The 15,002-nt window shown below is 54.9% G+C and carries 15 protein-coding genes; 6 read left to right on the top strand and 9 right to left on the bottom strand.

Annotation, left to right across the window (positions count from 1 at the left end; genetic code table 11):
• Positions 1-49: 49 nt before the first annotated feature.
• Entirely contained in the window at positions 50-1,534 is a 1,485-nt protein-coding gene (gene gltX, locus KO499_RS16030; protein WP_215984773.1) for a glutamate--tRNA ligase, read from the bottom strand.
• A gap of 183 nt (positions 1,535-1,717) precedes the next feature.
• Here gltX and KO499_RS16025 point away from each other — a divergent pair, with 183 nt between their 5' ends.
• Positions 1,718-2,818 (top strand): zinc ABC transporter substrate-binding protein, encoded by a 1,101-nt coding sequence (locus tag KO499_RS16025; protein ID WP_215984772.1) that lies wholly within the window; start codon positions 1,718-1,720, stop codon positions 2,816-2,818.
• Here the strand turns inward: KO499_RS16025 and KO499_RS16020 are convergent.
• Together KO499_RS16020 and KO499_RS16015 are read right to left on the bottom strand one after the other, a co-directional pair.
• Positions 2,795-3,664, bottom strand: a complete 870-nt coding sequence (locus KO499_RS16020; RefSeq protein WP_215985427.1) for an AEC family transporter — start codon at positions 3,662-3,664, stop codon at positions 2,795-2,797. The genes KO499_RS16025 and KO499_RS16020 overlap by 24 nt on opposite strands.
• 316 nt (positions 3,665-3,980) lie before the next feature.
• Positions 3,981-4,667: a PEP-CTERM sorting domain-containing protein gene (locus KO499_RS16015; protein ID WP_215984771.1), complete on the bottom strand. Its 687-nt coding sequence runs from the start codon at positions 4,665-4,667 to the stop codon at positions 3,981-3,983.
• A 434-nt stretch (positions 4,668-5,101) separates the two neighbouring features.
• Between KO499_RS16015 and dusA the strand changes: the two genes are divergently transcribed.
• The 5 genes from dusA to KO499_RS15990 all read left to right on the top strand — a co-directional run bounded on the left by dusA (position 5,102) and on the right by KO499_RS15990 (position 9,631).
• A complete protein-coding gene (dusA, locus tag KO499_RS16010) occupies positions 5,102-6,115 on the top strand; it encodes a tRNA dihydrouridine(20/20a) synthase DusA (protein ID WP_215984770.1) in 1,014 nt (337 codons plus the stop codon).
• A gap of 127 nt (positions 6,116-6,242) precedes the next feature.
• Positions 6,243-7,208, top strand: coding sequence for a transaldolase (tal, locus tag KO499_RS16005; protein WP_215984769.1), 966 nt, complete (start codon positions 6,243-6,245; stop codon positions 7,206-7,208).
• Positions 7,209-7,250: 42 nt separating this feature from the next.
• Positions 7,251-7,700 carry a TerB family tellurite resistance protein gene (locus KO499_RS16000; protein ID WP_215984768.1) on the top strand — a complete coding sequence of 150 codons (450 nt, stop codon included), beginning with the start codon at positions 7,251-7,253 and terminating at the stop codon, positions 7,698-7,700.
• Between the two features lie 12 nt (positions 7,701-7,712).
• The gene (locus KO499_RS15995; RefSeq protein ID WP_215984767.1) at positions 7,713-8,840 is read left to right on the top strand and encodes a 3-deoxy-7-phosphoheptulonate synthase; all 1,128 of its coding nucleotides are present in this window, start codon (positions 7,713-7,715) and stop codon (positions 8,838-8,840) included.
• On the top strand, positions 8,837-9,631 hold the full coding sequence (locus tag KO499_RS15990) for a glycerophosphodiester phosphodiesterase (RefSeq protein ID WP_215984766.1): 795 nt from the start codon (positions 8,837-8,839) through the stop codon (positions 9,629-9,631). The genes KO499_RS15995 and KO499_RS15990 overlap by 4 nt, the downstream gene beginning before the upstream one ends.
• A gap of 75 nt (positions 9,632-9,706) precedes the next feature.
• Here KO499_RS15990 and sthA read toward each other — a convergent pair whose 3' ends face one another.
• From sthA to KO499_RS15960, 6 genes are read right to left on the bottom strand one after another with little or no spacing between them, the layout of a single operon-like run.
• The gene (gene sthA, locus KO499_RS15985; protein WP_215984765.1) at positions 9,707-11,098 is read right to left on the bottom strand and encodes a Si-specific NAD(P)(+) transhydrogenase; all 1,392 of its coding nucleotides are present in this window, start codon (positions 11,096-11,098) and stop codon (positions 9,707-9,709) included.
• 58 nt (positions 11,099-11,156) lie between these two features.
• Positions 11,157-11,396, bottom strand: a complete 240-nt coding sequence (gene nqrM / locus KO499_RS15980; protein WP_215984764.1) for a (Na+)-NQR maturation NqrM — start codon at positions 11,394-11,396, stop codon at positions 11,157-11,159.
• Between the two features lie 9 nt (positions 11,397-11,405).
• Entirely contained in the window at positions 11,406-12,455 is a 1,050-nt protein-coding gene (locus KO499_RS15975) for an FAD:protein FMN transferase (protein WP_215984763.1), read from the bottom strand.
• A 9-nt stretch (positions 12,456-12,464) separates the two neighbouring features.
• Complete coding sequence (gene nqrF / locus KO499_RS15970; RefSeq protein ID WP_215984762.1) at positions 12,465-13,691, bottom strand: NADH:ubiquinone reductase (Na(+)-transporting) subunit F; 1,227 nt, start codon at positions 13,689-13,691, stop codon at positions 12,465-12,467.
• Between the two features lie 37 nt (positions 13,692-13,728).
• A complete protein-coding gene (gene nqrE / locus KO499_RS15965; RefSeq protein WP_215984761.1) occupies positions 13,729-14,337 on the bottom strand; it encodes an NADH:ubiquinone reductase (Na(+)-transporting) subunit E in 609 nt (202 codons plus the stop codon).
• Positions 14,337-15,002, bottom strand: a complete 666-nt coding sequence (locus KO499_RS15960; protein ID WP_215984760.1) for an NADH:ubiquinone reductase (Na(+)-transporting) subunit D — start codon at positions 15,000-15,002, stop codon at positions 14,337-14,339. Before KO499_RS15960 ends, nqrE begins: the two co-directional genes overlap by 1 nt.

Raw genomic sequence — 15,002 nt, 5'->3', positions numbered from 1 at the left:
AGTTTTCTGAACATCCTTGTTCAAGCCGTTTATTAAACCACCAAATCGGTCACTGAATACCCAATGCCGCGTATTCTTTTTCCACTTTCTTGGTTTCTTTCTTCGAAAACCCGCCAATGACGTCCAGGGCATACCGCAACCGGGAGCGAGTCATGTCAGGCCCGAGTATCGCCATAGAGTCCATCACCGACCAGGAGTTGGGAGTGCCTGCGATGGCGACAAAAATGGAAAACATGAAATCACCCATTTTCAGGTCCATGGCTTTTGCAAGAGCCTTGATGTCAGTGAAGATAGCCTCTTTGCTCCAGTGACGCTGAGCTTCAAGCTTCCACAGCGTGAACTGCAGAACCCGCTTGATCTGACCCTCTTCGAGCTTGTTGTGAGCAAAATCCTCCGGCTTCAGGTTAAGCATGCCAGAGAACATGAACTGAGCCATGGGTGCCACATCGGAAAACACATCTGCCCTGCCCTTGATGTGAGGCACCAGAGCACTCAGAGCATCTTCGTTAAACCACCATTGGCGCATGCGCTCGATAAATTGCTCTTCCGTCAGCTCTTCGCGGAGCCACTGACCGTTGAGCCAACGAAGCTTCTCCACATCGAAAACGGGCCCACCAAGGGATACACGCTGGATATCGAAATTCTCGATCATCTCATCAAGAGTGAACTTCTCCCGCTCGTCAGGCATGGACCACCCCATGCGCCCGAGATAGTTGGTAACGGCCTCTGGCAGGAAACCCATGCGCTCATAGAAGTTGATACTGGTCGGGTTCTTGCGCTTGGACAGCTTGCTCTTGTCGGGGTTACGGAGCAGCGGCAGGTGACAGAGCACCGGCATATCCCAACCAAAGTACTGATACAGCAACTTGTGCTTGGGCGCAGAATTGATCCACTCCTCGCCACGCAGAACGTGGGTAATCTCCATCAGATGATCGTCCACCACGTTGGCCAGATGGTAGGTTGGCATGCCGTCAGATTTGAGCAGGATCTGGCAATCCACCTGGGCCCAATCGATTTCAATGGTGCCACGGAGCATGTCCTCAATCTCGCAGATTCCCTCCTCAGGCACTTTCATCCGAATCACATACGGGTCGCCCGCATCGAGACGCCGCTTCACCTCATCCTCGGGCAATTCCAGGTCGCCTTTGATCCCGGGATTCAGTCCCTGGGCTTTTCGCTGCTCCCGAATGGTTTCCAGTTCTGCCGGAGTCCGGAAACAATAGAATGCATGCCCGGCCGTCACCAGGTCTTCAGCATACTGACGATAAGAGTGTTTGCGCTCGGATTGACGATAAGGGCCGTGAGGGCCACCGACATCGGGACCTTCATCCCAGTTCAGACCCAGCCAGCGCAGGGCTTTGAATATGTCCTGCTCGGATTCTGCGGTACTCCGGGCCTGATCGGTGTCTTCAATCCGAAGGATAAACTGACCGCCATGCTGGCGGGCGAAACACAGGTTGAACAGGGCCACGTAGGCGGTACCAACGTGAGGATCACCGGTTGGTGATGGGGCAATTCGGGTACGTACAGTCATGAAACCTTCCTGAAAAATCGGTGGCCGTTTGATAAAGCCGGCATTATACCGGCCATCGTCAGGTTTCGCATGACCATGAGCTCGTCTGTTAGTCACACCAGGTCAGTCGCAAGATACCTTTGCCGAATACCAAAGCGTCGTTATATTATAACGTTTCATACTACAACTCAGGATTTCTTACCCATGCGCATTCCCGGAAAAGCCCTTTCCCTGGCACTGGGTGCCAGCACCCTTTTTGCCAGCGGCGCTTTGCAAGCCGAAACCCAAATTGCCGCCTCTATCAAGCCGGTTGAACTGATTATCCGGGCCATTGCCACCGAGGACATGGTGACAACGACCATCGTTCCCCCTGGGTCCAGCCCTCACACTTACACCATGAAGCCCTCTCAGCGCCGGGCACTGGAGCAGGCGGATCTGATTTTCTGGGTAGGCCCTGAGATGGAAACCTTCCTCAATCGCCTGCTGAACGGGCAGGAATTTCGTGATCGGGCAATTGCCCTGGCAGACGCGCATCACGAAGCCGGAGAGGATGTCCACGAGGAACATGATGGTCACAGTGATCATAGTCATGAAGAAGAGGCCGGACATGACACCCATCACCACGAAGACCACGAAGACCACGAAGACCACGAAGACCACGAAGACCATCATGAGCATGAGGCGCATGAGGAGCACCATGACCATTCGAAGGATGAATCAGGGCACGAGGAACATCACGACGACCATCACGGGGCCCACAACCATGATCATGGTGACGGAGAAGACCCTCACATCTGGGTAGATCCCGAGCTCGCGCTCGAAATGGCGGAAACCATTCGTGATGCCCTTTCAGAACTGGATAATGCAGACGTAGCCGCACTGAACCAGAACCTTGAACTGTTCGAGGCCAAGCTACAGCAGGCAGACCTGGACACGCGCAAACGACTTGCCCCGGCAGAAGAGATCAGCCTGTTCGCTTACCACCAGGCCCTGACTCGTTTTGCGGACCACTACGACCTTAAACTGGATGGCGTACTTACGCTGAACCCTGAACTGTCTCCGGGAGCTCGCCACATAGCTGAAGTACAGGACAAGCTTCGGGCCGCCAACCACCCGTGCCTGCTCACCGAGCCTCAATTCAACCGCCAGTGGTGGCGCTCGATCACTGAGAATCTCGATGTCACCTTCAGCACCTGGGATCCGCTGGCCACAGATATTGACGTAACACGTGACGGCTACATCAACTTCCAGAAAAGTATCGTTGACGCGGTACTCACGTGCTTACCAGAGCACACTCAGCATTAAAGGAATGGTCACAATGGCCAGCAGGGTCTGGCCACTGATGATGCCCGCCATCAGGGGGGCATCGCCTCCTAGCTGGCGGGCAAGAATATAGGCTGAGGTGGCGGTGGGAAGTGCCGCCAGGAGCACTGCAACCTGAACCATCAAGCCATCGAGACCAAGCATCACCGCCAGCCCCGCAGTCATCACAGGGAAAGCCAGCAGTTTCAGTACGGATGACACGATAAACGGTCCGGATGCACCCTTCAGCGCCTTGAGCTGAAGACCTGCGCCAACCGTCATCAATCCCATAGGCAACGCCAGATTACTCAGCGGCTCGAGAATGCCTCCGATCAGAGGGTGGAAGCCGATCTCGAAGAAACTCCAGATAACACCAATCACCGAGCCCACGATCAACGGATTCGTCACTATCGCCTTGAATACCGGCACCAACCTGACAGGCCCTTCGCTGGCCACCAGAGAAAACATCAGAATGCAAAGCAGGTTCAGCAACGGCACCATCACGGCAACGGCGATCGCCGTCAGAGACAGGCCCGGATCCCCCAGCAGCATGCCGCCCGCCGCCAGACCCACGTAGGAATTGAACCGGATAGCGCCCTGATAAACTGAGGAGAACACCGGGCCGCTCCAACGCCAGAACCACTGAGCCAGCGCCAGAACCAGTGTCATGGCTACCAGCATGGCGCCAATGATAAGGACGATGTCGCCATAGGCCGACGCAGGCAACCTGGCCTGCCCCAGCTTGAACACCAGCATCGCCGGGAACAGTACGTAGTAGGTGAATCGCTCCGCCCGGGGCCAGAAATCGCCTCCCGGAAAGTCAATACGGCGGAAGACATGTCCTAACATAATCAGGACAAATACTGGCAACAGGGCCTGTAAAATCACTAAAACCTCACCACTCTCGCCCGAAACAGAAGAAAGCCTAGGATAAACAGATTGTTGGTATTGCGGCAACAGAAACGAAGGGTAAACAGGAAAGGGTATCAGCTTATTGATGACAAGCTTTCAGTCTTGATGCCAGGCTATTGCGCGACCATGCACAATAGCCTGCAGAACGAGCCGCTCCCGGAAACATGAATTAACCGGGGCGGCTCCATCCAGTAACCAGCAAATGAACCCGAATCTCTCAGATTGACTCAACAATCAAAAGACAGGCCGCTCATTAAACCGCGCTGGAAGATTTTCTCCTGCGGGCGACACCCAATCCCAGGAGCCCAAGACCGAACAACGCAAGGGAGCCTGGCTCCGGAACACTGACAGGATCGCCAGGGTTGTTTTCCGAACGGCCAAAGCGAAGGTCGTCAAATCCGAGAATATCGTTTGTCGCATTAAACGTAACGCTTGAAATCAGCTGGCCAAAATCAATGAAACCAACAAATGCACCGCCCCCATTAACAGATGAAGGGAAGTTGATAACTTGACTTGACTGGGATCCATCTACGTATTCAATCGTTTGCTGCGGGACTATGTCCGTTTGCAGACCGTTTACATAGAAACCAAATGCGTCAACCGGATTTGTGAAAGTGAATGTCACCGAACCACCAAATACCTCGCGGTGGTTTGAGCCCCCGGACGTAGTATTAAAGCCGCAAAGAGCTCCACACGATGAGCCGGTTACTGTGCTTCCGCCAGTAACCGTGAGGTTGGCGGGCGTGGCCGACTCAAAATCGAAGACGTTCAAATTGCCAGCCACAGAGAGAAAATTATTGGCCGCCGCTTGAGAATTTACCATTTGCGCAAGCGAAGAGACGTTGTCGTCCGTACCGATGTATGTCACTGGCACCGCGTGGGCGGATAGGCCCATCAGGGACAATGATACCGCTGCCACTAGCTTGAGTTTCGTTTTCATATTGTCTTGCTCCATTAAACCACGTTAGAGGCCCGTCCCTCTGCTGCCATCTTCATTGGTCGCACGGTAAAGACCTTGATCCGAAACTAAGCAAAAAAGGGCCCACAATTCTGTTATCTATATTTTTTCGTAGGTTAGAGCCAACGCGCCTGTTTGACCTCGGCGCGTGTGTCAATTTTTTCGACACCTCACGAAGCGTATGGTTGCCGCGCAGACATTGCCGAATGCCAATAACTTTCCGGAACGCGACTGCAGCAAACAACCCGACAGTCTTCAAGAACCCTGCTGTCGGATGGTAAACTCCTGCAGGAATAGGAAACCGTATCTGTTGCCAGCCTCGCCGGCGGCACTCCGGACAATGATCCGCAGCCCCATGACAGAACAGATCCTAGAATCATTCAGCAAAGACCACATCTTCCGGGTGAACTGCCGAAGTGACCGATAACGACCACAAACACTCCAGCCGTCGCTTCTGCGTGGCCCCGATGATGGATTGGACAACCAGCCACTACCGGTATCTCGCAAGGCAGCTAAGCCGCCACACCCTGCTCTACACCGAGATGGTAACCACAGGCGCGCTGATCCACGGTGATACCGCCCGCTTTTTGCGGCACGACGAGGCCGAATACCCATTGGCGCTGCAGCTCGGCGGCAGTGATGCCGGCGAACTTGCCCATTGCGCCAGGCTGGCGCAGGAATACGGCTTTGATGAGGTTAACCTGAATGTAGGCTGTCCCAGTGACCGGGTTCAGAACAACATGATCGGTGCTTGCCTGATGGGCCACCCCGACAAGGTGGCTGACGGCGTGCGCGCCATGATTGAGGCTACCGACCTGCCGGTCACCGTTAAACACCGGATAGGTATTGATGGTCGGGAGTCCTGGGACGATCTTTGCGAATTTGTTGAAAAGGTCTCTGACGCTGGCTGCCGGTCCTTCATCGTGCATGCCCGGATCGCGATTCTTGAGGGCCTGAGCCCCAAGGAGAACCGCGAGGTGCCGCCGCTGAAATACGACTGGGTATACCGACTGAAAGCGAAATATCCGCACCTGGAAATCATCATCAACGGCGGCATCAAAACCTTCGAGGAGTGTCACGAACATCTGCGGCACACCGACGGTGTCATGCTCGGCCGGGAGGCGTATCACAACCCCTGGCTGCTGGCGGGCGTTGATCCGGAGTTTTTCGGGCAGCCCCCTCCTGTACAGACCCGACATCAGGCACTTCGTGCCATGCTTCCGTTTATCCAGAGCGAACTTGAACGAGGCGTGTTTCTTACGCACATGTCCAGGCACCTGCTAGGCCTGTTCCATGGCCAGCCCGGGGGCCGACAGTTCCGTCGCTACATCAGCGAAAACGCCCATAAATCCGGCGCTGGCCTGGAAGTCATCGAAACCGCACTGGAAAAGGTGCACGAACCTTCAGAGCCGGAAATTGCCGAAGCTTAATCCCCGGCAATGGCCACCATACCTTTTGTTGTCTTGTTCCTGTCAGAGCGGCCCGTTATTGTAGGCATATAGCCAGTGCCCGGGATTCGGGCGCGCCAATAACAAATCAACCGGGACGACCGAACGAATGACCAGCAAGCTCGACCAACTGAAAACCATGACCACGGTAGTGGCCGATACCGGCGATATCGAAGCGATCGCAAAATGGCGGCCGGAGGATGCCACCACCAATCCATCTCTGGTGCTCAAGGCGGCTGCCTCCGAGGCTTATCGCCCTATGCTGGACAAAGCCGTAGCCGAGGCGCGCCGGCACGGCGGCTCAGACGCCGAGCAGCTGACCATGGCCACGGACATGCTTGCTGTCCTCGCCGGACGTGAAATTCTGAGTCTGATTCCCGGCGTGGTGTCTACCGAGGTTGATGCGCGGCTGTCGTTCGATACCGCGGGCACTCTGGATCGCGCCCGCCGCCTGGTTGAGCTTTACAACCAGCAGGGAGTGGATACCAGCCGCGTTCTGATCAAGATTGCTTCCACCTGGGAAGGTATCCGGGCCGCCGAGCAACTCGAAAAGGAAGGCATTCGCTGCAACCTTACGCTTCTGTTTTCTTTCATCCAGGCAGCCGCCTGCGCCCAGGCCGGTGCGTTCCTGATCTCGCCCTTTGTCGGGCGGATTCTCGACTGGCATCTGGCCAGTACGGGCCGGGACAGCTATCCGGCCGCAGAAGATCCGGGGGTGCTTTCAGTCTCCCGCATCTATAATTACTACAAGGCCAACGGCTTTCAAACGGTGGTGATGGGCGCCAGCTTCAGAAACACCGGCGAGATTGAGATGCTGGCGGGCTGCGACCGTCTGACCATCAGCCCTGCCCTGCTACAGGAGTTGCAGGACGATCATGGCGATCTACCGCGCCGATTGGTCGCCCATACAGCCAGTTCATCAGATAAGTTTGGCGCCATTGATGAAAAACTGTTCCGCTGGGAATCCAATGAAGACGCCATGGCCACAGAGAAGCTGGCCGATGGCATTCGCCGATTCACAGCCGACCAGATCGAACTGGAAAACCGGGTCCGGCAGCTGGCCAAGGCCGCCTGACTCTTAGCCTGAAACCCATTAATGGAGCAAGACTGTCCAATCATGATCGAGCGCCTTAAGAAACTGTTTGCTGCACCGGACGCCGAAAACGAGAAACCGGACTCTCATCAACTGGCCGTCGCGGCCACTGCTCTTATGGTTCAGCTTTCACGCGTCGACCAGGATGAAGATGAGCGAGAGCTGCAGGCCATTGTCGATGGTGCAGTGAAGGCACATCAGGTCACGCGGGCCGACGCAGAAGAGATTCTTCAGGATGCTCTGAGCCATGCGGACGACGCGACCTCACTCTATGAATTTACCGGCCAGATTAACGAGCACCTGGATCAGGACGGTAAGCAGGTATTACTTGAGAGTATCTGGCGCGTGGCATTCGCGGATGGCCGCATCGACAAATACGAAGAACACCTTATTCGCCGCATGGCAGACCTGCTCCACCTTAACCACCGGGAGTACATGCAGGCACGGCACCGGGCACAAGATGCCGGTTCTTAAAAAGGAGACAGCATGTTAGCCATCCTTCATCCGAATACCGCTCTGGACAGTGACGAATACCAACAGACCATGCACTATCTCGAGAACCTTCCGAACGTCTCGGTTCGGGTTCACGAGGTTCAGGGAGCCACCCAGCGACTGACAGAAATCTACCTTCTTGGCGATACCAAACCCCTCGACAAGGAGGAAATTGAAGCCCTGCCGGCGGTGGAACGTGCCATTCGGATTTCGGACGACTACCGAATTCTTGGCCGTCACAAAGATGACCGCCGGCAAAACGGCTTCACCTACAACGGCGTTGACTTCAACCAGTCCAACCTGAACATCTTTGCAGGCCTTTGCGCGGTTGACGTGCCTGAGCATGTGGACATGATGATGCGAGCCCTGGAAGACCATGGCGAGCCTTGTACCCGTATGGGCGCTTACAAGCCGCGCACCAACCCGTATTCATTCCAGGGCCATGGCAAAGGCTGTCTGCCATGGGTATTCGAGAAAGCAGGCAAGCACGGTATCAAGGTGATCGCTATGGAGATCACCCATGAGAGTCACGTCGAGGAAATTGACACCTGCCTTGAAAAGCTGGGCCGACCAACCGGTGTGATGTTGCAGGTGGGCACCCGGAACACCCAGAATTTTGAGCTACTGAAGGCCATCGGCCGCCAGAGCACCTACCCGGTGCTGCTCAAGCGTGGCTTTGGCATCACACTCAATGAGTCCCTGAATGCCGCGGAGTACCTTGCCAGCGAAGGTAACGCCAATGTTGTTTTTTGTCTCAGGGGTATGAAAACCGAAGCCGGCCAGCCGCATCGCAACATGGTGGACTTCGCCCATGTACCAGCGGTCAAACGCCTGACCCGTATGCCAGTGTGCGTGGATCCATCCCACTCTGTCGGAAGCCGCGAACAATCTCCCGATGGCATTCTGGATGTCATGCACGCAACGGCTCAGGGCGTGATTGCAGGCGCAAACATGGTATTGGTGGACTTCCATCCGAAACCGGAAAAAGCCCTTGTTGACGGCCCCCAGGCACTGCTCATGCATGAATTGCCAGCTTATCTGGAAGATATTCGTCTTTGCCACGACACCTGGAAGAAACGCCAGGCCATCTATCAACGCCTGAACGATGACGCAGCAACATGATTGTCTACGGACACAGGGGCGCAAAGGGCGAGGCCCCCGAAAACACCCTTTCAGGATTCATCCATGCCTACCGGCATGGCATCCGGCATTTCGAGCTGGATCTGGTGCTGTCCAAAGACGGCAAGCCGGTTCTGATTCATGATCTGTCCGTAGACCGGACAACCCGTCACAAAGGCAGCATCAGCCAATTTACGGCCGACGAACTGGCGGCCATGGATGCTCGTCACAACACCGCTTCCTGGCCCACGGCAACAGGGATCCCGGAGTTGGAGGATCTTCTGGACCAGTTTGACGATCTCGAACATCTGCAACTGGAAGTCAAAAAGGATAGCCGCCAAAGACTGAACATCCTCAGCAACCGGCTGACCGAAGTCATTCAGCGACGCAACCTTTGCCAGAACGTTGCCATAACCTCCGCTGACACCTGGTTCCTGAAACAGATCCGGCGACGGAATAAGAACATTCGTATTGGCCTGGTGGCCGAGCGCAAGTTTCCACGTCCCCTCAGTGTGGCCAGCCGGCTGGGCTGCGAGTATCTCTGTATCAACTGGAAACTGTGCTCAAAAGCGCTGGTTGAACAGGCCCATCGACGCGGCATGCACGTGTCCACATGGACCGTGAACCGGATTCACGACATGTTGCAACTGGAAGAAATGGGGGTAGATAGCATAATTACCGATTACCCAACCAGCACCCGGATGTTTTTTGACAACAGGGCCAGGTCGTTTCTTGCGCTTCCCCAGAGTCATGAAACTGTGCTGGGAAACAAAACCAGCCTGTCGGTAGGATGAATCCGGGCGTCTGAATGATCAATCCGGAAGCAGATACACACTTCCATCTGCTTCCGGCATTGGCTTGGCGACCCGTTAGAAGATTCGGTTCAGTCCGTTCAGTGCCGCAACACGGTAGGCTTCGGCCATCGTAGGATAGTTAAACGTGGTATTGATGAAGTAATTCAGAGAGTTTGCCTCACCCTCCTGATTCATTATTGCCTGACCGATATGGACGATCTCTGCTGCCTGGTCTCCAAAGCAGTGGATTCCGAGAATCTGACGGGTCTCCCGATGGAACAGAATTTTGAGCATGCCTACGGCTTCACCCGTAATCTGCGCACGAGCCAGATCCTTGAAGAAGGCCTGACCGATTTCGTACGGCACCTTGGCTTCCGTCAGTTCACGCTCGGTTTTACCAACCGAACTGATTTCCGGAATGGTGTAAATACCGGTAGGTACGTCTGAAACAAAGCGGAAATAATCATCATCAACGATATCCGAGGATGCCGAGCGCCCCTGGTCATAAGCCGCACTTGCCAGACTCGGCCAGCCAATGACATCTCCGGCAGCGTAGATGTTTTCTACCTCAGTACGATAGTGTTCATCAACGGCGAGCTGACCGCGCCCATTGGGCACCAGCCCAACAGTCTCCAGGCCCAGTTTTTCAGTATTGCCGCTGCGGCCGTTGCACCATAGAAACGCATCTGCCCGGATTTTCTTGCCGGACTGCAGCGAAAGAACCACCCCGTGGTCATCACCCACCACCGACTCGTACTGCTCGTTATGACGTACCAGAACACCGTTATTGCGCAAATGATAGCTCAGCGCATCGGAGATCTCGTCATCCAGGAACGACAACAGACGGCTACCCGGGTTAATCAGATCTACCTTCACCCCCAACCCGGCAAAAATCGAGGCGTACTCTGAGCCAATGACACCGGCACCATAGATAATCAGGGTCCTGGGCGTGTGAGACAAATTCAGAATAGTGTCCGAGTTATAGATCCGGTGGTGACGGAAGTCCACATCCGGTGGCAGATAGGGCCTGGATCCGGTGGCGATGATCGCTTGCTTGAAGTGCAGAATGTCCGAGGACTTGCTGCCACGAACTTCAATCCGGTTGTGATCAATGAAGTAGGCCCGGCCATTAATCAGGTCGACCCGGTTCCGAGAGTAGAACTGAGTCCTCAGCTTGACCTGCTTGCCAATCACCTTCTGGGCATTCTGAAGAACCCGGGGGAAAGAGAACCAGCGAGGCTCACCAATATCCCGGAACATCTGATTGGTGTTGAACGTAATGATCTGCTTGACGGAATGACGCAACGCCTTGGAGGGAATCGTGCCCCAGTGAGTGCAGTTGCCGCCGACCGTTGGCTTGTCTTCGATGATCGCGACACGCTTACCGTGTTTCGTCGCATTCATCGCCGCGCCTTCGCCGGACGGACCAGCCCCGATAACGACAACGTCGTAATGATGCTCTGCCATGCGCGCAGTGACTCCTTATCTACGTCGTGAAATGGTGGTTATGATTTTCAGAATCCGATCAATGCCTGGTGGCATCGTAACCAAGAGACTCGGGCTCTTTGCCTTCATTCGCCAGCCGCTCATTTTCTTCTTCGCACTTCTGGGTATTGCCACCGCAAATATCACATGACTGATTAATACCGAGAGCGCCGATTCCGCCGCAAGTCCCACTAATGGGCTTACGCCCGAACATCACGCCGACAGACATGGCTGCAACCAGCAGCACGACAATCAACAGAACCAAAAGAAAGGTACCCATGTTGCCCCCTCATTGAGTCACGTAGGACGAAAAGGCCGGCGTCTGATGCGTCTCGAAACCTTGATCTGTCCTGACAATAAAATAAGCCGGGATATTCTCCCTAACCGCAAGCGCATAGGCTGGCTGGAAGCCCATCACATTAAAACCGGTCGCGAGAGCGTCTGCCGTCATACAATCATCCGCAATAACGGTAACCGATGCCAGTTTGTGAGCAATCGGCTCACCAGTCGCAGGGTCTATTGTATGAGAATACCGCCGGCCTTCCGATTCGTAATAGTTACGATAGTCCCCGGAGGTCGCCATTGCGCGTGCGTCCAGCGCCACCACCCGGTTTACCTCCCGGGCTTCAGACACTGGCCTTTCGATGGCCAGCCTCCAGGTGCTGCCGTCGGGCTTGCGACCATTAACTCGAACCTCACCGCCTATCTCCACCAGATACGCCTGAACGCCCTGCTCGTCAAGGAAACGGGCAACCGCATCCACACCATACCCCTTGGCAATGGCTGACAGATCAACATATTGCGGCGGAACGGCTCGCACTGCAGGCGGATCACTCCGGAGCTCAAGCTTTTCAAACCCTGTCTCGGACAGAGATTTTGCAAGTAATGCCTCCGAAGGCACCTGTTCCGGTCGCGCCTGTGGCCCGAAGCCCCATAGATTAACTACCGGCCCGATGGTTACATCAAAGGCACCGTCAGTGAGTGTTGAAATCTCTTCGGCCTTCAGTAGAACCTCATACAATTCATCGGACACCGACACCCAGTCAGACTGGTCTGTCCGTTGATTGAAACGAGACAGCTCCGAATCCTCTCGCCAGGTGGACATTGATGCGTCCACACCGTCAAGGACCCCCTCAATGCCCTGTGCCAGAGTTTCAAGCCTTCCCTGATCCTCCGTCAATACAACATTGATGTGGTAGCTGGTCCCGAAGACAGGACCGGAGATTTCCCAGATTTTTTCTTCTGGCTCAAACGAACAACCCGCCAGAATGGCAAAGGCCAGCGCTGTAAAAGCACTGACCAGGGCCACCCTGGCGGGTCGAATCATGCTGAATGTCATCAGGACTGCTTAGCCTCCAAAGTCATCCAGCATGATGTTTTCGTCTTCAACACCCAGATCCTTGAGCATCTTGATGACGGACGCGTTCATGATCGGGGGCCCACACATGTAAAACTCACAGTCTTCAGGAGCCGGGTGGTCCTTCAGGTAGTTCTCATACAACACGTTATGGATAAAGCCGGTTGGCCCTTCCCAGTTATCTTCTGGCAGCGCGTCAGAGAGAGCGACGTGCCACTCGAAGTTGTCATTCTCTTCGGCCAGCCCGTCAAAGTCCTCTACATAGAACATCTCGCGGACGCTTCGCGCGCCGTACCAGAAGCTGATCTTGCGCTTGGAATTCAGACGCTTGAGCTGGTCAAAAATATGGGAACGCATGGGTGCCATACCCGCACCACCGCCGATGAAGACCATCTCGGCGTCGGTCTTCTTCGCGAAGAACTCACCGAATGGCCCCATTACGGTCACTTTGTCACCCGGCTTCAGGTTGAACACGTAGCTCGACATGATGCCCGGGTTGTGATCGGTTCCGGGGGGCGGCGTAGCAATACGGATATTGAATTTGAGAACACCTTTCTCTTCCGGGTAGTTCGCCATGGAATAGGCCCGGATGGTTTCTTCCTTGTTAATGGCCTTGTAACGCCAGATGTCATGCTTGTCCCAGTCTTCGTGGAACTCCTCCTCGATATCGAAATCCTTGAAATTGATTTCATAGGGAGGGCATTCAAGCTGAACGTAACCACCGGCACGGAAATCCACTTCCTCGCCTTCGGGCAGTTTGAGCACCAGTTCTTTGATGAAGGTGGCCACGTTGTGGTTGGAGACAACCTCACATTCCCACTTTTTGACGCCGAAGAACTCTTCCGGCACTTCCACCTTCATATCCTGCTTTACAGGAACCTGGCAGGACAGACGCCAGCCTTCTTTCTCTTCACGATTGGTGAAGTGGGTCTTTTCCGTTGGCAGCATGGCGCCGCCGCCATCCAGTACCTTGCACTTGCACTGGGCGCAGGTACCCCCACCACCACAGGCAGAGGACAGGAAAATACCGCTGTTCGCCAGAGTACCGAGCAGCTTGCCGCCGGCTTCGGTCTTCAGCGTGTGTTCAGGATCGTCGTTGATCTCAATGGTCACATCACCGGTGCTTACCAACCTGGACCGGGCCGCAAGTATCACTGCGACCAGAGCCAGAACGATAACGGTGAACATGACCACGCCGAGAATAATTTCTGTATTCATGGTCTCGCCTTTTCGTTAAACCGAATCACCGGGTGAGTTACAGTGAGATACCGGAGAAGGACATAAAGCCCAGGGACATCAGACCCACCGTAATGAAGGTGATACCCAGGCCACGCAGACCTTCCGGAACGTCACTGTACTTCAGCTTCTCGCGGATACCCGCCAGTGCAATGATCGCCAGGGCCCAGCCGAGGCCGGCACCGAAGCCATACACCAGGCTTTCGCCAAAGGTGTAATCACGCTCGACCATAAACAGCGAGGCACCCAGAATGGCACAGTTCACTGTAATCAGTGGCAGGAACACGCCCAGAGCGGCATAAAGAGCCGGGATATACTTGTCCAAGACCATTTCCATGATCTGGACAATTGCCGCGATTACACCGATATACGTCAGCAATCCGAGAAAGCTCAGGTCTACGTTAGGTAGCCCAGCCCAGCCCAGAGCGCCTTCGCGCAGAATGCTGTTGTACAGCAGATTATTGACCGGAACGGTGACAGTCAGCACGACCACGACGGCAATACCAAGCCCCGTTGCAGCCTCGATCTTCTTGGAGATCGCCAGGAAGGTACACATCCCCAGAAAGAATGCCAGAGCCATGTTTTCAACGAAAACGGCCTTCAGAATCAAACTGATATAGTGTTCCATCAGAAGGCCTCCTTGGCTACGTGGCGAGACATTTTATAGTCCGGATCCTCAACCTGCTCCGGCTTCCAGGTCCGCAGACCCCAGATTGCCAGGCCGATAATGAAGAACGCACTCGGTGGCAGCAACAGCAGACCGTTCGGGATATACCAGCCACCTTCGTTAACTACCGGCATCAGGGAAACACCGAACAGAGAACCGGCACCCAGAAGCTCACGGAAGAAGGCAACGAAGATCAGAAGTACAGAGTAACCCAGACCGTTACCAACGCCGTCCAGGAAGCTCATCCAGGGACCGTTCTTCATCGCAAAGCCTTCCGCGCGGCCCATAACGATACAGTTGGTGATGATCAGACCAACGAATACCGACAGCTGCTTGGAAATCTCATAGGCGTAGGCTTTCAGTAGCTGGTCAACCACGATAACCAGAGAAGCAATGATGGTCATCTGGACGATAATCCGGATACTGCCCGGAATCTGGGTTCGCACCAGAGACACCGCAAGGTTGGAAAATGCGGTGACGGCGGTAACAGCCGCACACATCACGAGAGTAACGTTCATGCTGGTAGTTACCGCCAGCGCTGAACAGATGCCCAGGATTTGCAGGGCAATCGGGTTATTGCTGAAGATCGGTTCGAAGAGAACCTGTTTGGCTGATGCATCTGCCAT

The organism is Marinobacter sp. F3R08 (assembly GCF_018860425.1).
In the GTDB taxonomy this organism is placed as follows: Bacteria; Pseudomonadota; Gammaproteobacteria; order Pseudomonadales; family Oleiphilaceae; genus Marinobacter.
The sequence above is the reverse complement of the archived record's forward strand: the minus strand, read 5'-3'. Positions and strand labels throughout refer to the sequence as shown.